Origin of the sequence: Vibrio alginolyticus NBRC 15630 = ATCC 17749, from assembly GCF_000354175.2 — a bacterium.
Lineage (GTDB): Bacteria > Pseudomonadota > Gammaproteobacteria > Enterobacterales > Vibrionaceae > Vibrio > Vibrio alginolyticus.
Genome location: NC_022359.1, coordinates 344,471 through 368,007 on the forward strand (window position 1 = coordinate 344,471; position 23,537 = coordinate 368,007).

Sequence of the window (23,537 nt, forward strand, 5' to 3'; positions counted from 1 at the left end):
TTACCAACCTCGATAACGATACAAAAGAAAAATGAAATATGGTGCGCCAATAACAGAAGTCAGCACACCCGCTGGCAACTCAATTGGTGGCTGTAAGCCTCTCGCTAGACCATCGGCGCAAATCACCAACAGCGCGCCAAGGGTTGCAGAAGCAGGAATCAATAACTTGTGATTGTGACCAAACAGCAAACGCGCAAGATGCGGCGCAAGCAGGCCAACAAAGCTGATCGTGCCTGCCACAGACACGCTGATGCTCGCCAATAGCACGGCAGCAATCAACGCAAGAATTTGGATCTGTCTTGGTTTCGTGCCAAGTGTAGTGGCGCTTTCTTCTCCCAGTCCCATCACATCTAACCGCCATGCCAGCCAAAACGCCAATGGCAGTAGCAGCAATAGAGCACTCCAAATAAACGGCACTTGTTGCCAATTTCGTCCCCACAAACTGCCGGTTAGCCATACCATCGCCGTGTTGATTTCGATAGGGTGCACAATCAGAAGAAAATCGATACCGCTGGCTAAAAATGCGCTGACAGCAACACCAATCAGCGCCAAACGTGCTGGTGTTGGTTTCGACCAGTAAGCCAGCACAGCAATAAAGCCAGCAGCAAGCAAGCCTCCCGCCATGGCGACCATCGGCAACATTGCCACTGGCGCATTCGGATACAGCACCAAACAAGCGGTAGCGGCCAGTCCTGCTCCGGCGCTTATCCCCATTAAATCTGGTGAGGCAAGTGGATTACGGATGACGCCTTGAACTAAAACGCCTGACAGCCCCAACCCAGCGCCCACGCCAATGGCGAGCAACATTCTCGGTAATCGATATTGGTGAATCACAAAGTCCGAGTCAGAGAAAGAAAACAGCAATGCAAAAACCTGTTGAGCCGACATGTTCGCCGCGCCAACAAACAGCGTGAGAGAAGACGCAGTCAGCAACAATCCAACTAATGCAAACAGTTTGGTTTGATTCATCATGATGATTTCCTCATTGCAATCGCGATAAAGCAAGGTGTGCCCAACAGCGCGGTAATCACGCCCACTGGCGTTTCAGCCGGAAAAGCAATCGCGCGTGATAAAGCATCTGACCACGTCACTAATGTCGCGCCACACAAGGCGGAAACCGGAATGAGAATGTGATAGTTGTGACCAACAATCGGGCGCACCAAGTGCGGCACTAACAACCCGACAAAGCCAATTGGTCCAGCAATCGCTACGCTAGTTCCTGCCAACAGCACAACCGATAAACCACTGATAAATCGCGTAAGACGAATGTTACCACCTAGCCCAACAGCAACTTCGTCCCCCAACGCGAGTAAATTTAAGTTTCGCGCTAAGCCCATGGCGAGCACCAAACCTAAAGTCGCAAAAGGCCACAGTTGCTGCCACTGCTCAGAATCTACCGCAGAGAGTGAACCCGTTAACCAATGCAACACGCTGTAAGCCATGTCATCCGCCAAAATTACCGACGCACGAGTTAACCCTATCAGCAACGCACTGATGGCAATGCCCGCCAGCACCAAACGCAATGGGTGAGAACGCGCAGAGAAAAAACCACCCAACAACATGACCGCACCACCACTTAGTAGCGCGCCGAATACCGCGTTGATGATTGGGTTCAATTGACTAAAGAATGGTGCGCCGATGGAGGCCAAGGCCATAAAACACGCCGCACCAGCATTAATGCCGAGAATGGATGGCGACGCCAAAGGGTTGCGAGTTAACCCTTGCATCAGCACGCCAGATACCGCAAGCGAAGCGCCAATCAATAACCCAGCATAGGTGCGAGGAGCGCGCAACGTCGCAAGAATTTGATGCAGCATATTGCCCTCATCAAACGCAAACCAATAGCTTGTCAGATCATTAACGCTCAAAGAAAAGTTAGACCAGCCAATCATTGAGGCGGTATAGCCTGACAGCGTACACAACGCCATAGCACAGACAAACAAGCTCGCTTTCCAATGCGGTTTTCTAACCGAAGTCGGGCTTTCTGAGATTATCGACGCACTCATGAGCGCCCCAATAACGCTTCAAGGTTGCGGGCAATTTCTTCCGCCGCCAACATGCCGCGATTTAATGACCACAGTTCCGGAGAGACTTCGACCAGTTGCTGCTTTTTCGCCGCAGTTAGCAACTTAAATAATGGATTTTTGCGCCATTCATCCACGATATTTGGCTGAGAGTAAAGTCCAACTAGTAACCAATCAGGGTTGGTTTTTAGTAAAAGTTCGAAACTGGTTGGGATATACGCTTTTTGCTCAGATGGAGCCAGCGGGCTTTGGATGCCTAGCGTACTCAAAACGCCCCCAGCGTAAGAAACCGGGCTATGCAACCACATCCCTTTGTCAGAAACCACACCAAACTGAATGGTTTCTTGTGTTGCAAAATGCTGTTTGAACTCCGCCATTGTCTGTTTGTGCTGCTCAATGCGTTGTGTCATTTTCGCTTGTTTGCCAATTGCCACGCCGATTTTGTGTGCGGATTCGAGATTTTCTTGATATGTCTCACCACGGCTTTTTAACAGCAAAGTTGGCGCAATTCGCTGCAAATCTTGATAAATCGCGCGATGACGTTCTGCATCAGCAATGATCAAATCCGGCTTGAGCACCGCAATCGCCTCTAAACTCGGTTGCGAGCGCATGCCGACCGATTGCCAAGGACCAACCTTGGCACGAACAGCAGGAATGACTCGTGTGGCATCGTTGTCATCGGCGACGCCTACAGGTGAGACATCGACTGCCGCTAATGCATCGACAAACGAAAATTCTAAAACCACAATACGTTGAGGTATCGCTTCTAGCTCAAAAGTGCCTTGCTCATCTTGCACGCTGCGCGCCTGAGAAAATGCGCTAAATGACATCAAAGCTGAGCTCAACAGCATCAGCAAAACGGTTGAAAAGTGTTTGATCGTAAATTGTTTTTATTTTTCATCTTGCTTTTTTCCAGTGCTAAGAGTTTTCCATTACCTAAGATCGGCAAAGTCGCCAAGGTAAATTGGCGACTTTTCTTTTCAAACTCGGTGAACGAAACGCTTAAAACTGATAGTTCAGATCCAGTGTGTAAGAGCGTCCCGGAGCTGGGTACCGACCAACTGGGCTTGTATCAATCCCGCGGAAGTAATACTCCTCGTCAAACAAGTTGTTCACCGCAACATTCATGCGTAACTTGCCTTTGTCGTCTTTGTATAAATCCGTCCCCAAGTTGAAGTTCCACACCATGTAAGATGGTACTTTACCCGTTGCGCCAGTTGCATCTTCGGCACTGGTGTTGGCGTTATCGGTATACGAATCACTAAAGTAGAAGCCCGATAGCGTGGTGTCCATGCCGTAAAATGCGTAGGTTGCATCCCAACCAAGCTGATGCTTAGAGGTGTAAGGCAGTTGATTACCTTTATTCGCGCCTTCTTCTTCAAGCGTAGCGTCTAGATAGTTGTAGCTTGCGCCTAAACTCAGTGCAGGTAGTGCTTCAGGCACGTAACGAGCAGAAAGCTCTATGCCTTGGTGAAGTGTTTTTCCGATGTTATCGAAGGTCTGCGTTGAGCTTTGCCATTGCAATTGATCTTCAAAGTCGATGCGATAAAGTGCAGCGTTAAAGCTGGTCGCATCTTGGGTGTAACGCGCGCCGACTTCGTAGTTCCAAGCCAGTTCACTACCTTCTTCACCCAAACCTCGGATGTAGGCAATTTGTGGCGCACGAAGTGATTTTTGCGCGTTCGCATACGTCACCCACTGGTCAGTTAAGTTGTATGCCACCGTCAAACCTGGCAACCATTCCGTCACGGTGTTGTCTGCCGTTTGTTTTTTAACACGATCGGTAAACGTCATTCGAACCGACTCAACACGCAACCCAGGCGTTACCTTCAATGTATCATTGAACAAACCAATTTCGTTGCTAACGTATCCAGCAAACGCGTCCGTATCTAGATGCCAATCACGCGGAACGCTGGTTGCACCACCGGCGATTGGAGTCTGAGTGAGTTTGTAGTCAATGTCTTCATTAACATAACGGGTACCCACGATCCAGTTTTGAGTAACGGATTTACCTTCGCCAAAGTACATCGCCATTTTTGGCTCTATACCATACACGGTAAATTCACGTGGAGAGGTACGAACGTCCGTCGCTGGCAGAGCCGGATCCGCCCAATGGCCACCCGCGCTGTTAAAGCCCCACTTGAAAAGACGCTCTGACTTATGGCCAAACGTTAGCACTTCTAGCTCGGCACTGTCGGCAAATGGCAAATCGTGGATGTACTTAACACTCCAGCGTGTCGACTTACCTTCATAATCATCGTAAGGACGTTTCGATTGGTGACGATCTTGTTCGTAGTCTTGTGGCGAAAGTGCGCCCGGCATTTGCGTTTCAGCATCGTAACGTTGCAGGAATGCTTGAATCTCTTGAGTGTCACTCAATAGCCACTGTGCTTTAGCTTGAAAGTTCTTCACGTCCGTATCGGAATGTTCACGGAAGCTTTCACCTTTTAGGAAGTTACCTTCCAACTGTAGTGCAAATGTGTCGCTTAACCAGCCGCCCGTGCGTAGGTAAAAATCATTCAGCGGCGCATCACCGCCATCAAACACGGTAAGGCGGTTACTGATTTCAGTTTGCCACGTGTGTGGAATCGGTTTGGTCACTAAGTTGATCACACCACCGACGTTGTTTGGGCCGTACTGTACTGCAGCACCACCGCGTACAATGTCAATACGATCAAGCATCGACAGTGTTGCTGGGAAGATAGACTGACCAGTGTGACCATATGGCGCAAGTGTTAGCGGTACACCATCCATCAAGAACTGAGCATGACCACTACGGCTTGCTTTCAAACCACGTACGGAAATGTTGGGCAATACGCCCGTTCCGCTTTCATCCTGAACTTTAATACCCGGCACGCGCTGTAGCGCGTTATCAATCGAGCCTGCGGCGGTTTTCTCGATTTGCTCGCGGGTAATGACGGTACGAGCACCTGGGTACTCTTTGACGTCTTCAATTTCAGATTTACCAATCACGCTACCAGTGACAACGACGGTTTCCATCGCGGTAGTTTGTTCTGTTTTAGCAGGAGCGGCAACCGCGCTCATGGATGTGGCAGAAGCGATTGCAATCGCAAGCACACTGTAAGTGGTAGACAAACCAGCACGTACACGCACTTTACCATCCAAATTCTGGTAAGACATTAAGATCTCCTTTGCGAGAAATTGAGCCTCGGGCAGAATACATCCCGTAAGCTCTCGGGGCTAAACATCCTCAATATGAGGTAAAAATTGGCTAACAGGCGCTAACTACGCACAAAAAGCCTAGAACTGATATCCGTAGCTGAGCATAAACTCGGCTGGTGCGCCGTAGCCAATCTGGTTTAAGCCAGACGTGCCGTTTGTTGCGCCAAGAATGTATTTCTCATCCAAAATGTTGTAAGCGTTCGCTTGGATTTTATGACGACCAGTGGTGTACGCCGCCATCAAATCCACCGTTGTGTAATCGCCAAGTGCGACAGCTTCGTCGTTACCTGCGTAACGGTCGCCCACGTACTTCACACCACCGCCTAAACGCCAGTTGTCATCCAATTGGTAAGTGCTCCAAAGAGAGAACAAGTGGTCTGATACATCGTTCGGCTTTTTGCCTGTGGCTTTGTCTTCCGCGTCCAAGTAGCTGTAACCCACAGAGATGTCCCACTGTTTGGTGATTTGACCGCGAGCCTCTAATTCAATACCTTGGTGACGCACTTCAATTTTATCGATCACATCGCCGTCCACGTTAGTTTGTGGTTGCTCTTGATCAATCTGGAACAGTGCCGCATTCAACATTAATGCGTTATCCAAAAGGTACGCTTTCGCACCCACCTCTTTTAAGTCGGTGTGGAAGAATTCCGCCAATTTTGGATTGATGTAGATACCAGCGTACGGTAACTGCCAAGAGCGCGCTAAACTGGCGTATACGGATGTGTCGGAATTGATGCGGTATACCAAACCAGCACGGTAGCTGACTTTGTCATCATCCAATTTTTCCTTATCTGAGCCCGCTTTTTGTTGTTCGAGTTCCATCGAGTCGTAACGCACGTTACCGATCAAAGAAAGGTCACCCCACGTATAGACGTCTTGCACATACAAACCTGTCGTGGTGGTGGTATTGTCACGAAATGGCTTAAAGCCCGGATCAGGCGTTGGACCAACGACTGGGTCGTAGATATTTTGCGGAGGAAGCGTTTTGTCACTTGCCAACGTTAGGTCGATATCGATCTGGTTGAAATCTGCACCCACCATCAATTGATTGTCCCTGGTTTCCCAAACCAACTCAGATTGTAAAGTGGTCGTAGTACGTGGATCGTAACCAAAGTTGTTGACGGTTTGAGACACTTCATTACCCGTCACTTTGCCCTGACGCGTGCCTTTTTGCTCAAGTTCGATATGGTTGAACGCCGCTCGGTTGTTCCATACCCATTGATCATTCAGACGCCATTCGTAATCCACCGCAATACGGAGACTGTCTGACTCCTGATAGTCGTTTGTGCCGCCAAAGTAAGTGCTTACTGGCAAATCAACTGGCTTGCCATTTTTTGATGGCACACCACGATACGGCACTAGTTCTTGATGGGCGTATTCCACGTCAATATCAATGGTGTGACCTTCCGCTGGTAACACACGAATGGTCGGTGCAATGAAGAAATCGTTTGAATCAACATGATCAACGTACGAGTCGGCTTGACGGTATTCCAAGTTAATACGCCCGTTGACCTTATCTGTAAACGCCATTGAGCTGTCGACCTGACCAACATATTGGTTGTTGCTGCCTACACTACCGTTTACGTGAGTAAAATTCTCACCGTTAGCGCGTTTCGTCACCAAGTTGATGATGCCCCCAGCCGAACCACGGCCATACAAAGCACCCGCAGGGCCTTTCACAATTTCAACGCGTTCAACGTTCGCTAAGCTGCGGTAAGACTGCAACGTACCGTCATCTCGCAAGCCATCACGGTACATATCGTTGAGTGAATCAAAACCACGGATCATGAACTGATCGCGGCTGCCTTCGCCCAAGGTGTTATTGACCCCGGCTACCCCATCTAGCGCATCCACTAAACGCACCGCGCCTCGGTCTTGCATTTCTGTTTTCGTTACTACGGATACCGCTTGTGGCACATCAAGCCATTCCACATCGGTTTTGGTGCCTGATTGAGGCATGTGTTCAGCATAACCTTCGTACTGATGACCGAAGACTTGAATCGTTTCAGTTGCTGATGGGGTTGAGTTCGTCTCTTCTGAAGCCACTGCGCTTGGTGCTACTAATGAAGAACCAATCGCGACCGCCAAGGGGGTCAGGGTCAATAATTTATTCATTCCATAATTCCGTTTAGTTGTTATAAAGCCAACGAATGGAAATAAGAACAAATATTATTTCTATTTGCAATATTAATTTTATGCTCTATATTTATTTACCCTAAAAACACAACTAACAACAAAAAAACCAAATATCATAACAATAAATACTGAAACTTCTGCCCTCCGTCTCGAGAGAGGCACATTGGAAGACGACCGTGAGCGACTTTATCAACGTTAGAAGAAAATGTTAGAAAATTAGGAAAGCTCATGAAATCTACGATGATTATCGTAAGTCATGTCGTTAACGATGCAGTCACTCACGGCTTTGTGCCTGCAGCTAAAGCGATGGACCTTCACGTCGTTCTTATCACCGACCATAAGCTCAGCCATTTAGAGTTGGCGAGTCGTGATAGTCACTTTAATCCGGATACCATTCTAGAATGTGATGTCTTCAACCCATTAGAACTCATCGAAACCATCACGGAGCATGAATTAAAGCCAGACGCTATTTTCAGCAATAGTGATCACTTACAAACTTCCACCGCCATCTGCGCGCAATTTTTTGGCCTCCCATCCAAAGATTGGTCTGTCACGTTAAAGGCCAAAAACAAACACTTAACTCGACAAGTGTTAAATGAAAAATCCTTACCCAACACACAAAGCTGTTTGCTGCATCGCCATTCGAATGTGGCATTAGGCATGGCCTTCCCTGTCGTAGCAAAACCCAAAGAAGGCGTGGCAAGTCTAGATGTACAGCGCTGTGACTCCCAAAGCGAGCTCGATGCTTACTGCGAGGCGTTTTGGCAAAAGCACCCAAACGCCGCCATTCTGGTGGAGAAGTTTCTTCAAGGACCGTTGGTTACGCTCGAAACTTTAGGAGACGGTAACCAACTTATCGCCGTGGGCGGTTTTGATGTGTCGCTCTCTGAGCCGCCTTACTTTATCGAAACCGCCGCAGACTGGAACGGACCAAACGGCATTGCTCACCGAGAAGCTTGCTTGGCTCAACTGAAAGCGTTCGGCGTTGGTTTTGGAGTTTGCCACAGCGAATTTATCATCACGGAAAACGGCCCAGTTCTGGTGGAAATCAACTACCGCAGTATTGGAGATGGCCGCGAATTCTTGCTCAACAATCTCGCTCACTTTGGTTGGTTTAGCACAATTTTGGGTCTGCATTTGGGTCGAAGATTGGACGGCGATTACCAAATTCATGGGTCAGCGCACGTGCACTACGTAGTTGCGGAACACAGCGGTGTGATCGACGGAGGTTCGACGTCGTTCATCCAACACGATGACGATATCATCACTCAGCAACAGGTACTAAAAACCGCTGGAGAACACTTCCAACAGAGTTATTCCAATAAGGATTATCTCGCCCGAATTTCGATTGTCTCACCATCAGGGCGAAACCTCGACCAATCGCTGCAGAACGCGCTTAGCAATTTCGATCTAGCTCCGACTCGTGAGGTGGCAGCATGAATGACAACGCTTTGTATCTAACGCAACGATTGATCGACACTTGCTTACGCGAAGACATGTTTGGCATTTTGTCGAAGGCCAAGTTCAGTAGAGACGCGCCAAAAGGGGTAATTGTTCCTCAAGACGAGCAAGTCTGGCTGATATTTGCCAACTCTGATTTCACGTTGTATTTACCTGTTGCGCCAGCGTATTACATGCAGCACTGGCGCTACGGTCACGCCAATGACGAAACACCACCAGGTTGGTGGGTGGAGAAAAATGGCCAAATCGAGCATCAACAGCATTACAAAGAGTGGATTGCGCTACTAACGACACTGGCGCATGAGAGCTCTCACGAGTTGCTGGCGGGATACCTTCAAGAACTGGAATGTGCAGAGAAACACAAAGCGCTGTGTGACCAAGCGTTTCATCATCACGCAGACCACATTTCTCAACCAATATCCAAGCTTGGTTCTTGGCATCAAAAACTGCTGCTAGCCGACCAGATCGCTTCTTACCTTGACCACCCGTACTATCCAACTGCGCGGGCGAAGTTTGGCCTGAGCGATGAAGACCTTGCTAAGTACGCGCCCGAGTTCGCACAAAGCTTTGCTCTGCATTGGATTGCGATTGAAAAATCACTGTTGACATTAACTAGCGAACAACCTGATTGCTGGCCAACCATGGAGCAAGTTGGGCTTCCTGCTGATTTTGCACTGAGCCACGTACTGTTCCCTGCGCATCCGCTCACCCTGCGATCTTTAGAAGCCTTACCCGAAGGTATGATAGAAGCGCCTTTAACGTATCTAGACGTGACGCCGACGCTTTCCGTTCGTACGGTGGTCGTGAACGACGCACCGCACATTCACATCAAGGTTCCGCTGATCATGCGATCGCTAGGCACGAAAAATATTCGCTTAATCAAGCCTTCAACACTGTATGACGGCCACTGGTTTGAACGCCTACTCAGCCACCTTGAACAAACGGACGCCGATTTAAACAGTCGCTTGTTCCATTGCAACGAAAAACACGGTGGACACGTCGGCGAGGATAAAACCTTCGCGTACATCGTACGTGAGTATCCACTTACTCATTGCGAAGACAAAGCGTTAGTTCCGGTTGCAGCACTAGCAAGCCCAATGCCTGACGACCGCTTGTTCTTAGAACATTTGGCAGAACATTACTATCAACAAGATACGCTGGCGTGGTTCCAAGATTACGTCGATCTATTATGCCAAGTGCACCTCACCTTGTGGCTTCGTTATGGCATCGCATTGGAGTCCAACCAGCAAAACGCCATCATTGCATTTGATCAACAGGGCAAAATGACGCTCGCGATGAAAGACAACGACGCGGCGCGAATTTGGCCAGAGCGCTTCCACTTTGCAACAGAGCATGCTGCCCAAAAACACGGCGCAAAACTACTTCCAGTGGATTGCGATGAACTGCTCGATCAACGCATCAAAGTCGACAATGAATTGGCGCTCGGTCAGATGTTTACCACCATCACATTACAACTGGATATCGCAGCGATTGTAGAAGCCATGGCAGCGAAGGGCATTGCCTCTTCAGCATCGCTTTACGCCATCGTGGCCAAAAGCATTGCAGAGCAACTCAACCGACTAGAAAGCGGAGGGTTAGAGACAAAACTGGCACGCGAGTTACTGCAAGAAGCACCTGATTTGTACGCCAAATACTTGTTGAGCTCTGGCAGTTTGCTCTCGAAAGAAGCCTCCGGCGCGAGTGACATCAATAAGTTCTATGGTTTGTCGGCTCCGAACTTCTTGCTGCTTTCTAGCAAAGAAGCGCAACGCGCCTACTTAGAAGCCATCAAAAAAAGCGTACGTTAAACGATTATGACCAAACTCATCTACAGCGTGTTGTTGTGCCACTTTATCGCTGCGTTTGCCGCGTTAGGTATGCCGCTATTTCTACCCGTCGTGTTGCCAACGTTAGGCGCAAGCATTGATGCAGACTGGGCAGGGGTATTGTTTATCCTACCCACGTTTTGTACTGCGTTGGCGGCGCGATTTTGGGGCAACTTTGCTGATCGCTACGGTCGCCGCCGCTCACTCTTGCGCGCGCAACTTGGCCTTGCAGCAGGGTTTGCGCTGTGCGGCTTTGCAGACAACCTCGCCATGTTTGTGTTTGGTCTTATTGTTCAAGGAACCTTTGGCGGCACCATGGCCGCCTCGAACAGCTACTTATCTAGTCAAATTAAAGAAGCCAAAACACTCGGCAAGTCACTCAATAAAACCCAGCTATCTGCTCGCTTGGCGCTGATCGTTGCGCCTATTGGGCTCGGCTGGAGCTTGTCAGAGACCAACCCGCTCAACGCGTACCTTTGGTTATGCGTTTTGCCTTTGATTGCGATGGGCATCACGCTAACACTGCCAGTGGATAAACCCGCCGACCAAAACCTCGAAAAGCCAAACTCAGAACCTCAGCAAGAAAAACCGGTTGCACAGAAAAACGCAATGCATGCCATTCGTTGGATCTTCTTTGCTCAGTTCGGGTTTGCGTTTTCTATGGTGGTGACCTTTCCTTATTTCTCGCCGTTTGTGCAGCAATATGGCATCACTAACCACGCATGGATCGGTTTTTTGTACGCACTGCCGCATGGTGTCTATCTGTTGCTGGCAGGCAAAATCCACGTGTTGTCAGATGGGCTGAATCGGCATCAACCGCTGCGCACGTTGTGGCTTGGGTTTGCATTGCTTGCCGTGAGCTCTGCCTTGCATTTGATTGCATCCGAAACCGCACTCATTGCTGCGAGAATTATCTTCGGCATCGCGATGGTGTGTTGTTATCACGGATTGCATCAGCATCTTGCGAGCAATCTGGATCGCAAACTCAGTGGCAAAGTATTTTCTCGCTTTGATGCCATGTCCAAATGGGGGGGCGTGGCAGCGGGATTTTGCGCTTCTTTCATTTCTAGCTTGGGGCTACTTGAGGTTCCTTTCCTACTTTCTGCGATAGTCAGCGTAATCACCTTGATCGCGCTGGTTCTCCATTCAAAATTTGGAAATCAACATGTTACAAACTCAATCCTCTCAGACTAGCGAGTTGCGCGCGCATGATGTGCAGCTCAATCGTGAGAAGGCCCAACTCAACACGATAATGGGTGTTCTTAATTGTTACTTACGTGAATTTGCGCTACCGAATCAACAAGTGGAATGGCACTACCAATCGACATCGCTACCCCAAACGTTAAAACGCAACTATTCCGCCAAGCAGCGGGTAGCCGTTCATCTTTCTCAACAAAATGACGTGCTGGTTTTGCCGATTCACTACGCGAGCAAACTGGGCAAAATCAAATTGGCAGAACTGCCGTGGGCGAAAATGCCGGGATCTGGTTGGGCGAAATTGGATGCCACGCAAACTCTTACGCTTTTGCTTAACTATCTCAAGCAGGTGTTGGCGATCCCGTTCAACCATGAGCTGATCGAACAACTGGAAAATAGCGTGCTGGTTACCGAGCAGTTTCTCAACGTCGCGCCCAAATCGCATCACAACGAGTTTATCGCTTCGGAACAATCTCTGATTTGGGGGCATACTTTCCATCCGACCCCGAAAAGTCGTTCGGGCGTCACCATGGATGATCTCTTGGCGTTTTCTCCAGAAGTCGGCGCGCAAGTCCCGTTGTACTGGTTTGAAGTGGATACGTCCTTACTTGATGTGCTGAGTTCCGACGGAGAAGCTAACCCTGCGCAACGCATGCTACAACAGCTCGCGCCACAACACACCACCAGCAATGGGAAGATCCTCTACCCTTGCCATCCTTGGGAAAGCTACACCATTTTGAGCAACCCAAGCGTGAAGCGTGCCATTGAACAAGGCAAGATCACGCCACTGGGTTTAGGTGGTGAAAAGATGCAGCCGACCTCTTCAGTTCGTACCCTCTACCATCCAGATATGGATTGGTTTGCGAAATTCTCCATCAACGTACGATTAACCAATTGCGTGCGAAAAAACGCGTGGTACGAACTCGACAGCGCCGTGCAGCTCACGTCGATTCTCAAACCAATTCGAGAAAACGAACAGCTGCACAACCCCGTATTTAAAGTGATGACAGAGCCTTACGCCACCACATTGAATCTAGAAAGTGTCGCTGAGCGTAATTGGGATGACAAAACCAAAGCGCGCGAATCGTTTGGGATTTTATACCGCGAAAATTTCTCGCTGAGCGAAGTCGACATCTTAAAACCAACCCTCGCTGGCGCTCTGTTTGCTTACGACAAAAACGGCAACAGTTGCATTGCTCAACGCCTTAAAAACAAAGCGCGTACTACGCAAAATCGCTATTCCGACATCGCGACACTGTGGTTTGAACGCTATTTGCATTGCCTAATTCCAGGTGTGTTTAACTACTACTTCAAACACGGGGTGGCGTTTGAGCCGCATTTGCAAAACACCTTGATTGGCTTTGAACAAGAGATGCCGTGTTGTGTTTGGATTCGTGATTTGGAAGGCACCAAGTTACTGCCAGAGTTTTGGCCAGCAGAAACATTAACTGACTTGTCTGAACGCGCGCGACAATCGGTTTACTACAGTCGCGAACAAGGCTGGAATCGCATCGGATACTGCACCTTTATCAACAACATCAGCGAAGCGATTTTCTTCATCGCAGAAGGTGATGAGCCACTAGAGCAAACGCTGTGGAATGCGGTGCAAAGTGCCATTGTGCGTTGGCAGTCAGTGAATGGAAAACAGCCAGAACTAGAAGCATTGCTGAATGGCGGTCACTTCCCAAGCAAAAATAATTTCACCACGCGTTTGATGCAAAAAGCCGATAAGGAGTCGGGCTATACCCAAGTCGCCGCGCCTTGGCAGCAACACGAAAAAGGAGCGCAACATGTCTAATTCACTCTCCCTATCGACACGCGTTAGCCAGCAAGTTCACACGCTCGCACAGCAGCAAAATCAACCCTTGTGCGCGTACGTGTATGACCTAAACGCCTTAGAAGAACACATCAAACAACTGCGTCACGTTTTGCCGAAAAATGTCGAGCTATTTTACGCAGCCAAAGCCAATCCATCGGGCCCTATTCTCAAAACGCTCGCGCCGTATGTCGATGGTTTTGAAGCGGCGTCTGGCGGGGAGTTGACACACCTCCACCAGCAACAACTCGATAAGCCATTGATCTTCGGTGGCCCCGGAAAAATGCTAAGTGAATTGCAACAAGCGATTGAGCTGGATGTCGATGGAATTCATGTCGAAAGTCTCACCGAGCTAAAGCGCATTGGAGCACTAACCGAGCGCCTCAACCGCCCTACTTCGATCTTTTTGCGTATGAACATTGATATTGGCGACATCACGCTCAGCAAGTTGGCGATGGGTGGCAAGCCGACTCCATTTGGCTTGGACGAGTCCGAACTGAGTAATGCTTTAATGTTGCTGCGCGATTTCCCGCAAGTGTCACTGAAAGGTTTCCATTTTCACTTGATGTCGCATCAGCTCGATGTTGAACGTCACTTAGCGTTGATGCAGCGCTATTTCCAAGTCGTGAAGGCGTGGCAACAGGAGTTCGAACTCGGTGAGCTGATGATCAACTTGGGCGGCGGCATGGGCATCAACTACCAAAACCCTGAGCAACACTTTCCGTGGATGGAGTTTTGCGACAAGTTGGAATTCCTCATCGCTAAAGAGCAAGTGCAAGATTGGACACTGCGTTTTGAATGCGGACGTTTCATCACGGCGGCATGCGGTTATTACGTAATGGAAGTGCTGGATATTAAGCAAAATCTTGGCGAAAACTTTGTCATCGCGCGCGGAGGAACCCACCATTTCCGCACGCCAGCAGCGCAGAGCCATGATCATCCATTCGTCATCCTGAAAAGCGAGCAACACCATGAGATTTCTCACCCAATTCAGCATGCACAAGCGACCTTTGTCGGCCAGCTTTGTACGCCCAAAGATGTGCTGGCACGCAATCAACACGTCGCCCACGTCGATATTGGTGATTACGTTGTGTTTACCTTAGCGGGCGCGTATGCGTGGAACATCTCCCATCAAAACTTCTTGATGCATGAACCGCCGATCTTCCACTATTTCTAAACGGCATACTTCGCTTCATTCAAGCCCCAATCATTGGGGCTTTTTTATTCTTCAACATAACAAGCAGCCCTAATACTGCACCCTACTTCGCCGCCGCGTTGGTTAAATTGCCCAGCACGCCGCTGATTTTGTTCAATACCTCGTCACAGCCTTCAATATGATGGCGCTGCTTTAAATACATAGGATCGTTATAAGCTAACCACGTTTTGCCTTCAGCATCTTCATACACCAACACTTTTTGGGGTAAATCGAGCGCCACTTCCTGCGCACAGATCATCAGTGGCGTGCCCACTTTAGGGTTTCCAAACACGATAACTTCGGTTGGTCGCAACGTCATATCGACTTTCGCGGCATTCTCTTGATGGTTAATGCGCGCAAAGACGTTCAACCCTTTTTCTTGCGCGATAGCGACAAATTTATCCGCTGTATCTTTTGCTGAATGCGTGCTCGCAACGGTTACCACGCCCTCACCAGCCAACGCACTCAATGACGTCAACGCCACGACCAACCCGATGATTACTTTTTTCATTTGTCGTCCCTTCCTCTCTATCTGAGTCGAAAACTGTAAATATAGAAAAACCAAGTGTATAGAAGTCAGATTCCGCTATCGCGAATTGCACTCTACCCACTCAAGAGTCGACCGTGTAACACGGATAAATTGATTCAGATTAATAAAGCATTAACTAGCCGAGCATCAAAAGCGTGAAATACGTAACATTTGCAGCCTATTTTAGTAAGAAAGAGAAAAGTAGTGACACGCGATCAATTTGAGTTATTAGCACCCGGTGGTGATTTAGATTCCATCAAAGCCGCCATTGCCGCTGGCGCCGATGCAATTTACTGTGGGCTCGACCGCTTCAATGCTCGTAACCGAGCGACCAACCTCACCTTAGATAACTTAAATGGCGTGTTAACGTTGGCCCATCAGCACAGCTGTAAGATTTTCCTAACGTTGAATGTGCTGATTTTAGAAAGTGAAATTCCAGCGATTGTTCGCTTGCTCAGCCAACTGAACACCACCAAAATCGATGGCGTGATCGTACAAGATCTCGGTCTGGCCTACATTCTCAAACATCACTTTCCCGATTTGGATGTGCACGCTTCAACGCAACTGAACACGCATAACGAAGGCCAAATCCTCTTTCTCAACCAGCTCACCGCAAGCCGAGTAAACTTATCTCGCGAACTTAACATCAGTGAGATAAAACATCTGGCGCAATTTGGTCGCGAGCACAACGTAATGATGGAAGTGTTTGTCCACGGCTCATACTGCATCGGATTCTCCGGAATTTGCTACATCAGTTCCGCTCGCAATGGCGCATCAGGTAACCGTGGACGCTGTAGCCAACCTTGTCGCGAACAGTACGAAACGACCAAAACAGGCAACAACTACCCACTCAATATGAAAGACAACTCCGCCTTTGGGGACTTGGAAGCGCTTGCCGATGCTGGCGTGTATTCATTAAAAGTGGAAGGGCGAATCAAGAAATCGCACTACGTCTATACCGTGGTCGACAATTGGCGCCAGCAAATCGATCGCTTGTGCGAGGGTTTGGAACTCTCTGAAGACACCACAGAGTTATACACGGTGTTCAACCGTGATTTCTCCAACGCATTTTTGCAAGGTGATTTCGGCAAGGCGATGTACATCGACAACCCGCGCGACCATGCTGTAAAGCATTTTTCGAAGGTTTACCAATGCCAGTCTGCTGATGATGTACAAGCGGTGAAAAAGAAACTCTACGATGACAAAACCGCGATCATTGAGAAAGTGGCAGAGCAAACTAAGTCGTTCGATGTCACTTCAACACAAGTATCCGGCAGCAGCTTGAAAGGGTCGATTGATGTGCCAACTCTGCCAACGTTACCTCAACCAGAACCTCGCCAAGGTGCGCCAAAATTATCGGTTCTGATCTCGTCAGCACAAGAAGCCATGCTGTGCGAATACCACGACGTTGATGTTTACTATCAATTGCCAATGGGATTGTCTGGTGAACTGAGCGCGATGATTGAATTGTTCCAAGCCAACCCAATGCTCAAACCTTGGTTCCCAGCCATTTTGATTGGCGAAGACTACCACGCCGCGCGCGTATTTTTGGAAACCATCCAACCTGAGTGGTTGATCACCAACAACTCAGGTGTCGGCATGATCGCAAAAGAGCTCGGCTTAGGCTGGGTGGCAGGCCCACAACTGAACACGGTGAACTCATACGCGTTTAAATGCCTTCAAGACGAGTTCGCGGCAAGTGGCGCGTTTGTTTCTAACGAGCTGAATATGAAGCAGGTGCGTCACATAAAGCGTCCGAAAAACATGCGCAGCTTCTACAGCATTTATCACCCGAACACTCTACTCACGAGCCGCCAATGTTTGTTTCAACAAACCGAAGGATGCCGTAAGGTGAAGGTCAACAAAAGTTGTTTGAAACGCTGTGATAAACGCACGTCTATCATCAACTTAAAAGACAATCCTTACTTGGTGCAAAAACAAAAAGGCAGCCACAATTCAATCTACAGCGAGCACAACATCTTAAACCTGCAAGTGCTGCACGATCTGCCGCAATTGTTTACCGATGTGTTGATCGATCTGCGTGATATCCAGACCGAAACGAAAGTCTCAGCAAGCAAACCTGAGTTGATTGACGCGTTCTTAGCTCTACTTGAAGAACACAGCGAACAAACCGTCCAAACGCTGAATGCCATGATTCAACCAACAGCCAACGCGCAGTATTTAAAGGGGTTGTAGGAGTTACTTGAAAGTTAAACAACGCATCGACTCTCAACATATCTTGAACACACACAGTGCACTGACTACAATAGCGCACTTTTTACGGAATTTAGGTCACACAAAATGACAGACACAGCTAAACCAGCTCTACCAGATCGCCTAGCGGGTAACCCACGTAGCCCATTCTTCATCAAAGAATGCTTCGAGCACCAAATCGGTATTCGTATCAACGGCCAAGAGCGTACTGACGTAGAAGAATACTGCATCAGCGAAGGTTGGGTAAAAATTGCTTCTCCTAAAGCAAAAGACCGTTTCGGTAACCCAATGCTAATCAAGCTTAAAGGCGAAGTTGAAGCGTACTACGTGTAAGCTGACTACGCTGAATGTATTTGAAAGCTCGAGTCTGACTCGGGCTTTTTTAATGCCTGTCATATCCCCTTCTCGTTTAATCTATTCCCTCTTCTTTTCAGTACAAGTTATTAAGAAATCGATGTAAATCGCTGTTTTTATCTGATTGTTGTCTAAAGTTTCTAAAGAACGAACAGCAATAAGCATTGCCAAAAGAAACGACACCTTTTGAATACAGGGAGAGGAAATGGAAAGCCCACTTGTCACACTCAAACACGCCAGCAAAAGCTTTGTCGATGGCAAAGAGACACATCGCGTGTTGGAAGGCGTCGACTTCACGTTGAACACAGGAGCGAGTGTTGCGCTGACGGGCGCAAGTGGCAGCGGCAAAAGTACTTTGCTCAATGTCATCGCTGGCTTTGAGCCGCTTTCCGATGGTGAGTTGTGGTTAGATGGCGATAACACGGCGGCTTGGAAAGACCCACAATGGAGCCGATTTCGACATCAAAAACTCGGTGTTATCTTCCAGCAATTCAATCTATTAACGCCGCTCAACGTGCAGCAAAACATCGCCTTCCCTCTGCATTTGAATCAACAGAAATGGAACGACTGGTGCGATTATTTGGTCGAGACTCTAGGTATCAGCCAACTTCTCGACAGGCATGTTTCTGCCCTTTCCGGAGGTCAACAACAACGAGTCGCGATTGCGCGCGCATTGGCACACAAACCTAAGCTTCTACTCGCCGATGAACCCACAGGTAACCTCGACCAAAAAGCAGGCTTGGAAGTGATGAAACTACTCAGTGAAATCACCACCCAAGGCAATACCGCCGTGCTCTTGGTGACCCACAGCCATGAATGCGCTGAATTTATGAAAGCACGGCTGCGATTGGATAACAGTCAGCTACAGAACAGCCATCAAGTAAACAAACATGAGCTTCACCATGAAGCAAACTAAGCCATCAAACAACAGATTCACTCATACTCGACTCGCCCTGAATCTGTTTGCAGCGCACTATCGGCAGGCGCCACTGCAAGCCGCCGCGATTCTGATCGGTATCGTGTTGGCTGTGACCTTATTCGTTGCGGTGCAAGCCATCAACCTCAATGCCAAACGAAGTTATGCGGAATCTACCGAGCAGCTTAGCGCACAAGCTCAGAACTTAATTATTCCACCAGCAGGGCAAAACTATCTGCCCGAGTCTCTTTATTTCACCCTTAGACAAAACGGGCTCAGTGCAGCACTACCTGTAATCGAAGGGCGAGTGAGAGACGAACAAGGGCGTCGCTGGTCAGTGCAAGGTAGTGAGTTGATTGCCGCAATTTCCTCACGTTCGCGCTATTCGTCAGAAAACCAACAAAACGTGTCTTTGTTCGACAGTGCTTTACCTTTACCTGAGCTTTTGGCCGGTAAGCCGATCGTGATGATGAGCCAATCTCAACATCAAAACTTAGGGGAAGTAGAAACCCTAACTCTGGATGACATTCCAACCCAAGTGGTGGTGCTACCAGACGAATGGCAGTTAGGTAGCCGAATGTTGATGGACATTGGCTTTGCCCAGCAACTGCTCAATAAACAAGGGCAGCTCAGTTACATTGCAGTTTTCCATTCGGGTGATAAAGGGGATAAAGACACGCAGGCAAATTGGCAGAAGCTGATTAGCGATCAAGGGCAATGGATTTCCAATAACCAAAGTACAGACCTTGGTTCGCTGACCGACAGCTTTCACCTCAACCTCACCGCAATGAGCTTACTCGCGTTTTTAGTCGGGCTGTTCATCGCTTACAACGGCGTAAAGTACAGCTTGCTGAAACGCAATCGGCTGTTAGTGCAAATTCAACAAGCGGGTGTTGCGCCGAGCATTGTGTTCTCTGCGCTGTTAGTTGAGCTCACTCTTCTCGTTACCATCGGCGCTTCCCTCGGTTTTGTATTGGGCATGCAGCTTAGCCACTGGTTACATCCGACCGTGGCACTGACTCTAAAGCAACTTTATGGCGCGACACTGCTGCCCGGAACTTGGCAGTGGCAATGGTGGGCACAAGCATTGCTACTCACGTTAGTCGCCACCCTGCTGGCATGTTGGCAGCACTTTAAACAGCGAGTGCGCCAGCCGCTTTCCTCTCATGGCGGATTTTATCAAGCGCCGGAAGCCTCTAACGAAAACCAATTGTTCGTGATAGGTGCTTCGTTGACGGCTCTCGCACTCGCAGGGTTATGGTTGAGTGAGCATCACCGCTTCACCATAGCGTGGCTCGGCGTGCTTGTGGTGTCGATTCCTTTATATCTACCCAAAACACTCAGCGTCTTAGCCAATTGGTGTGAAAAACGCACCAATTCCGGTTTGATGCAGTATCTTTTTGCTGAGTTGCGCGAGCTGATTTCTCCGCTTTCTCTCGCCATGATGGCACTGCTACTCGCCGTTACAGCCAATATGGGGATGAATACGCTAGTGGGCAGTTTTGAATCCACCTTAAAACAGTGGTTAGAACAAAGGCTACACGCCGATATTTACGTCAGCCCTGCCCAAGGAGAGATCGCTGATGTAGAGCGCGCGTTAGGGCAGTTCAATAATGTTGAGACCGTCTACAAGCAATACTACGTCGACGATAACCTGCAAGGCTTACCGATTTTGCTTGGTACCAAAGACAAAGACACCTTAGAACAAACCATGGTGTTCAAATCGCATTTGGAGAACTTCTGGTCACGCTTTTACCAAGGTGAGTTGGTCGCTATCAGTGAACCAACCGCGGTCAAACTGGGTTTATCACTGGGTAGCGCGCTCACGCTTGATGCCGTTCCAAATAAGAACCTGCTTGTGGGTGCGGTATTCCACGATTACGGCTCACCCAACGGTGAAGTGTTATTGGCACCCAAATTATGGCAAGAGAGTGGCTTTACCGACCTGCCAACAAGCCTTGGCATTAAAGTATCAGGAGACCCACAAATCGTATACGAGCAACTGCGCGAGCAATTGAATCTGCATCCAAGTCAGCTCTACGATCAGGCGCAAATCAAATCCATCGCGTTGGATATTTTCTCGCAGACCTTCGCCATTACACGCGCACTCAACGGCGTGACGTTGATGGTCGCGGTGATTGGTTTGTTCAGTGCTTGTTTTATGTTGCTCGACGCGCGCAAAGCCGCCATTGCAAGGCTGTATGCACTTGGCGTCAGCCGTCGTAAATTAATGACCATGGTGGTCGGGCAGATCGTCGCTTTGGTCAGTTTTACGCTGGTCATTGCCCTGCCCCTCGGTGCGATGGTGGGTTATGTACTGACAGACATCGTCACCTTACGAGCTTTTGGTTGGAGCTTAAATTATCTGTGGAATTGGAGTGATGCGCTGAGCATTGCGGCAATCACCATCTTGGTGGCAGTGATCGCAACCTTGATTCCGCTGTGGCGATTGGTCAGTAAGCCTGTCGTCTCCAGTTTGCAAAGCGAGGTCTTGTGATGGTTCGATTGGCAAGCAAGCTTACTCTACTCATAAGCAGCTTATTCCTATTCGGTTGTGAAGATGCGCAGCAACAAAATATGGGAACTTTTCTGGGCAGTGGAGATATGCAAAGCGAAAGCAACCTATTCACACCCGTAGAAAAAGGGGTTGAACTCACCTTTCCTACCGATCATCAAGCGCACCCAAACTTTCGTCATGAATGGTGGTACTTAACCGCTAACTTAATTGATGAAGAAGGCAACCCACTTGGCGTTCAATGGACACAATTTCGCTTTGCTGCTGCGCCGCCAACGGGCGAAGATGACGTGAAGAAAACCGAGTGGCAAACTCAGCAAATCTACATGGCGCACAGCGCAGTCACGACAACCGACAAACACTATGCAGATGAAAAATGGTCACGCGCTCAAGCGTCCTTAGCCGGCGTCGATAGCTCTCCATTTCGTGTTTACCTCGATGATTGGCAGTGGACCTCTTCAACCAACGACCTCTTCCCTGCCACGCTAAATGCCAATTCAGAGCAGTTTGGCTACTCACTAAAACTGACCAGCAGCGCACCTTATCAAAAGCAAGGCGAGCAAGGTTACAGCACCAAAAGTGCCGATGGTCAGGTGGCTTCGTATTACTACAGCCAACCGTTTATTGATGTCTCCGGTGAAGTCACCATCGACGGCGAAACTCATCAAGTGTCGGGTGAAGGCTGGATAGATCGAGAGTGGAGCTCGCAATTCTTACTCGACTCACAACAAGGCTGGGACTGGTTTGCTCTGAGGTTGAGTGACAAAACCAGCTTGGTGGTGTTCCAGTTGCGGGATTCCAAAACCGGACAAGCTAGTTACGCCAGCGCAAAGCTGATGCAGCAAGATGGCTCTGGCATCGCCATTTCTCAAAAAGACATTCGCTTAATAGCAACCAAGCAAACAGAAATCCAAGGGCGAAAGTATCCAACCCAGTGGCAAGTGTCGATTCCAAATCAGCAAATTGAGCTTACCGTTTCTGCTCTCAACCCGAACGCGAAAATGCCGCTTTCGGTACCTTATTGGGAAGGCCCAGTACGTATTGAGGGCTCTCATTCTGGGACTGGTTACATGGAGCTAACGGGGTATTGAAATGTTGAGCGGGAGCCCCAATTATTCTACTAGAACAAATACTGGCAACCAAGTCATACACTGATTGAAAGGAAATATGATGAACCCAATTATCGCCTTGCTGAAAGAGAACAACATCAGCGATGAGCAAATCAACGAGATTTTTCAGACTCTGACGCAAAACCCTCTAGCGGCAATGGCAACAATCAGCCAACTAGGTTTGCCACAAGACAAGCTACAAATGCTGATGGCGCAAGTGATGCAAAACCCTGCGCTAATCAAAGAAGCCGTAGACGAGTTGGGATTGGATTTCTCAAAGGTTGAAGAAGCAAAAGAGAAGCTTCAAAGCCAAAACCAAGGCAACTAAGTCTTAGCCATTTAGCGCTGAATATAGAAAAGGCCGTTAACCCGAGCATGTGGGTTAACGGCCTTTTTTGTTCGCTACGTTGTTGTTAGCTACTTTTTTGTCGGCTAATTATTAGCGATTTAAAGACGCGAATTGCTCTGCGGTCATACCGTAGTAGAGCTTGTCGTCAAAGCCTTGCTCTAGTTTATAGTAGTCTTTCTGACGGCCTTCTTGAGTAAAACCATTTTTCTCTAACGTCTTGTAAGAACCAGCATTAGAAGCGTAGCAATCGGCACTGACTTTATGGGCGTTTAACTCAGTAAATCCAATCTCGGTCATCATTTGGCAAGCGCGAGTCGCGACGCCTTTGCCCCATGCGCAAGTAGGTAACTGATAACCCACTTCGTAGTTGCCAGTTAAGAACATCACTGCGGTCACCGCACACATTCCCATGTACTGACCTTGCTGGTCACGAATCACGAACGTTGGGCTATCTGACCAAACACCGTCTTTAATCGCTTGTGCCGTATTTTCAATAATAGGGCCAAAGAAGCCTTCATACAGGTTGTTATCAGCAGGTGCGAAGAACAGATACTGATTGACCTTATCGTCGTTCAGCATCTCGATAATATCTTGTAGATCAGAGCCTTGAATCAGTTGGATAGTCAACGATTCATTAAATGGAATGGCTTCGCCTTGTTTTAGTTTTTGATATGACATGTGTTACCTCGTTATCTGCTGAAAATAGTAGCCCA

General features: G+C 48.6%; 18 protein-coding genes. 11 read left to right on the top strand and 7 right to left on the bottom strand.

All coding sequences use genetic code 11. The features are described from left to right. The 5 genes from N646_RS16820 to N646_RS16840 all read right to left on the bottom strand — a co-directional run bounded on the left by N646_RS16820 (position 1) and on the right by N646_RS16840 (position 7,322). On the bottom strand, positions 1 to 972 hold the full coding sequence (locus N646_RS16820) for a FecCD family ABC transporter permease (protein WP_017820094.1): 972 nt from the start codon (positions 970 to 972) through the stop codon (positions 1 to 3). After that, on the bottom strand, positions 969 to 1,928 hold the full coding sequence (locus N646_RS16825; protein WP_372034734.1) for a FecCD family ABC transporter permease: 960 nt from the start codon (positions 1,926 to 1,928) through the stop codon (positions 969 to 971). The genes N646_RS16820 and N646_RS16825 overlap by 4 nt, the downstream gene beginning before the upstream one ends. A 74-nt stretch (positions 1,929 to 2,002) precedes the next feature. Beyond that, positions 2,003 to 2,875: a Fe(3+) dicitrate ABC transporter substrate-binding protein FecB gene (locus tag N646_RS16830; protein WP_017820092.1), complete on the bottom strand. Its 873-nt coding sequence runs from the start codon at positions 2,873 to 2,875 to the stop codon at positions 2,003 to 2,005. Positions 2,876 to 3,026: 151 nt separating this feature from the next. Next, complete coding sequence (gene pvuA, locus N646_RS16835; RefSeq protein WP_017820091.1) at positions 3,027 to 5,165, bottom strand: TonB-dependent siderophore vibrioferrin receptor PvuA; 2,139 nt, start codon at positions 5,163 to 5,165, stop codon at positions 3,027 to 3,029. Between the two features lie 120 nt (positions 5,166 to 5,285). Then, entirely contained in the window at positions 5,286 to 7,322 is a 2,037-nt protein-coding gene (locus tag N646_RS16840) for a TonB-dependent receptor (RefSeq protein WP_005383467.1), read from the bottom strand. Positions 7,323 to 7,571: 249 nt separating this feature from the next. Here N646_RS16840 and N646_RS16845 point away from each other — a divergent pair, with 249 nt between their 5' ends. The 5 genes from N646_RS16845 to N646_RS16865 are packed head-to-tail and all read left to right on the top strand — an operon-like array spanning position 7,572 to position 14,820. Continuing rightward, a complete protein-coding gene (locus N646_RS16845) occupies positions 7,572 to 8,783 on the top strand; it encodes an ATP-grasp domain-containing protein (protein ID WP_017820090.1) in 1,212 nt (403 codons plus the stop codon). Then, entirely contained in the window at positions 8,780 to 10,612 is a 1,833-nt protein-coding gene (locus tag N646_RS16850) for a siderophore biosynthesis protein PsvB (protein ID WP_017820089.1), read from the top strand. The genes N646_RS16845 and N646_RS16850 overlap by 4 nt, the downstream gene beginning before the upstream one ends. A 6-nt stretch (positions 10,613 to 10,618) precedes the next feature. After that, complete coding sequence (locus N646_RS16855) at positions 10,619 to 11,824, top strand: MFS transporter (RefSeq protein WP_017820088.1); 1,206 nt, start codon at positions 10,619 to 10,621, stop codon at positions 11,822 to 11,824. Then, on the top strand, positions 11,796 to 13,625 hold the full coding sequence (locus N646_RS16860) for a siderophore biosynthesis protein PvsD (RefSeq protein ID WP_017820087.1): 1,830 nt from the start codon (positions 11,796 to 11,798) through the stop codon (positions 13,623 to 13,625). The genes N646_RS16855 and N646_RS16860 overlap by 29 nt, the downstream gene beginning before the upstream one ends. Next, the gene (locus tag N646_RS16865; protein ID WP_017820086.1) at positions 13,618 to 14,820 is read left to right on the top strand and encodes a type III PLP-dependent enzyme; all 1,203 of its coding nucleotides are present in this window, start codon (positions 13,618 to 13,620) and stop codon (positions 14,818 to 14,820) included. Before N646_RS16860 ends, N646_RS16865 begins: the two co-directional genes overlap by 8 nt. An 82-nt stretch (positions 14,821 to 14,902) precedes the next feature. On the opposite strand, the gene N646_RS16870 is transcribed toward N646_RS16865, so the two are convergent. Further along, complete coding sequence (locus N646_RS16870) at positions 14,903 to 15,349, bottom strand: DUF302 domain-containing protein (protein ID WP_017820085.1); 447 nt, start codon at positions 15,347 to 15,349, stop codon at positions 14,903 to 14,905. A gap of 222 nt (positions 15,350 to 15,571) precedes the next feature. Here N646_RS16870 and N646_RS16875 point away from each other — a divergent pair, with 222 nt between their 5' ends. The 6 genes from N646_RS16875 to N646_RS16900 all read left to right on the top strand — a co-directional run bounded on the left by N646_RS16875 (position 15,572) and on the right by N646_RS16900 (position 22,803). After that, entirely contained in the window at positions 15,572 to 17,563 is a 1,992-nt protein-coding gene (locus N646_RS16875) for a U32 family peptidase (RefSeq protein WP_017820084.1), read from the top strand. Between the two features lie 105 nt (positions 17,564 to 17,668). Beyond that, positions 17,669 to 17,914 carry a DUF3297 family protein gene (locus tag N646_RS16880; RefSeq protein ID WP_005374689.1) on the top strand — a complete coding sequence of 82 codons (246 nt, stop codon included), beginning with the start codon at positions 17,669 to 17,671 and terminating at the stop codon, positions 17,912 to 17,914. Between the two features lie 226 nt (positions 17,915 to 18,140). Then, positions 18,141 to 18,851 (top strand): ABC transporter ATP-binding protein, encoded by a 711-nt coding sequence (locus N646_RS16885; RefSeq protein WP_017820083.1) that lies wholly within the window; start codon positions 18,141 to 18,143, stop codon positions 18,849 to 18,851. Further along, positions 18,838 to 21,348, top strand: coding sequence for an ABC transporter permease (locus N646_RS16890; protein WP_017820082.1), 2,511 nt, complete (start codon positions 18,838 to 18,840; stop codon positions 21,346 to 21,348). The genes N646_RS16885 and N646_RS16890 overlap by 14 nt, the downstream gene beginning before the upstream one ends. Then, positions 21,348 to 22,457 carry a lipocalin-like domain-containing protein gene (locus N646_RS16895; protein WP_017820081.1) on the top strand — a complete coding sequence of 370 codons (1,110 nt, stop codon included), beginning with the start codon at positions 21,348 to 21,350 and terminating at the stop codon, positions 22,455 to 22,457. The genes N646_RS16890 and N646_RS16895 overlap by 1 nt, the downstream gene beginning before the upstream one ends. A 79-nt stretch (positions 22,458 to 22,536) precedes the next feature. Further along, the gene (locus tag N646_RS16900) at positions 22,537 to 22,803 is read left to right on the top strand and encodes a DUF2999 family protein (RefSeq protein WP_004746427.1); all 267 of its coding nucleotides are present in this window, start codon (positions 22,537 to 22,539) and stop codon (positions 22,801 to 22,803) included. A gap of 111 nt (positions 22,804 to 22,914) precedes the next feature. Here N646_RS16900 and N646_RS16905 read toward each other — a convergent pair whose 3' ends face one another. Continuing rightward, positions 22,915 to 23,502 carry a GNAT family N-acetyltransferase gene (locus N646_RS16905; RefSeq protein ID WP_017820080.1) on the bottom strand — a complete coding sequence of 196 codons (588 nt, stop codon included), beginning with the start codon at positions 23,500 to 23,502 and terminating at the stop codon, positions 22,915 to 22,917. Positions 23,503 to 23,537: the final 35 nt, after the last annotated feature.

What these genes read in the sequence shown, in the direction of transcription:
- N646_RS16820 (WP_017820094.1), bottom strand. Translation starts at nt 972, where the DNA reads ATGATGAATCAAACCAAACTGTTTGCATTAGTTGGATTGTTGCTGACT.
- N646_RS16825 (WP_372034734.1), bottom strand. Translation starts at nt 1,928, where the DNA reads ATGGCGTTGTGTACGCTGTCAGGCTATACCGCCTCAATGATTGGCTGG.
- N646_RS16830 (WP_017820092.1), bottom strand. Translation starts at nt 2,875, where the DNA reads ATGCTGTTGAGCTCAGCTTTGATGTCATTTAGCGCATTTTCTCAGGCG.
- pvuA (WP_017820091.1), bottom strand. Translation starts at nt 5,165, where the DNA reads ATGTCTTACCAGAATTTGGATGGTAAAGTGCGTGTACGTGCTGGTTTG.
- N646_RS16840 (WP_005383467.1), bottom strand. Translation starts at nt 7,322, where the DNA reads ATGAATAAATTATTGACCCTGACCCCCTTGGCGGTCGCGATTGGTTCT.
- N646_RS16845 (WP_017820090.1), top strand. Translation starts at nt 7,572, where the DNA reads ATGAAATCTACGATGATTATCGTAAGTCATGTCGTTAACGATGCAGTC.
- N646_RS16850 (WP_017820089.1), top strand. Translation starts at nt 8,780, where the DNA reads ATGAATGACAACGCTTTGTATCTAACGCAACGATTGATCGACACTTGC.
- N646_RS16855 (WP_017820088.1), top strand. Translation starts at nt 10,619, where the DNA reads ATGACCAAACTCATCTACAGCGTGTTGTTGTGCCACTTTATCGCTGCG.
- N646_RS16860 (WP_017820087.1), top strand. Translation starts at nt 11,796, where the DNA reads ATGTTACAAACTCAATCCTCTCAGACTAGCGAGTTGCGCGCGCATGAT.
- N646_RS16865 (WP_017820086.1), top strand. Translation starts at nt 13,618, where the DNA reads ATGTCTAATTCACTCTCCCTATCGACACGCGTTAGCCAGCAAGTTCAC.
- N646_RS16870 (WP_017820085.1), bottom strand. Translation starts at nt 15,349, where the DNA reads ATGAAAAAAGTAATCATCGGGTTGGTCGTGGCGTTGACGTCATTGAGT.
- N646_RS16880 (WP_005374689.1), top strand. Translation starts at nt 17,669, where the DNA reads ATGACAGACACAGCTAAACCAGCTCTACCAGATCGCCTAGCGGGTAAC.
- N646_RS16885 (WP_017820083.1), top strand. Translation starts at nt 18,141, where the DNA reads ATGGAAAGCCCACTTGTCACACTCAAACACGCCAGCAAAAGCTTTGTC.
- N646_RS16890 (WP_017820082.1), top strand. Translation starts at nt 18,838, where the DNA reads ATGAAGCAAACTAAGCCATCAAACAACAGATTCACTCATACTCGACTC.
- N646_RS16895 (WP_017820081.1), top strand. Translation starts at nt 21,348, where the DNA reads ATGGTTCGATTGGCAAGCAAGCTTACTCTACTCATAAGCAGCTTATTC.
- N646_RS16900 (WP_004746427.1), top strand. Translation starts at nt 22,537, where the DNA reads ATGAACCCAATTATCGCCTTGCTGAAAGAGAACAACATCAGCGATGAG.
- N646_RS16905 (WP_017820080.1), bottom strand. Translation starts at nt 23,502, where the DNA reads ATGTCATATCAAAAACTAAAACAAGGCGAAGCCATTCCATTTAATGAA.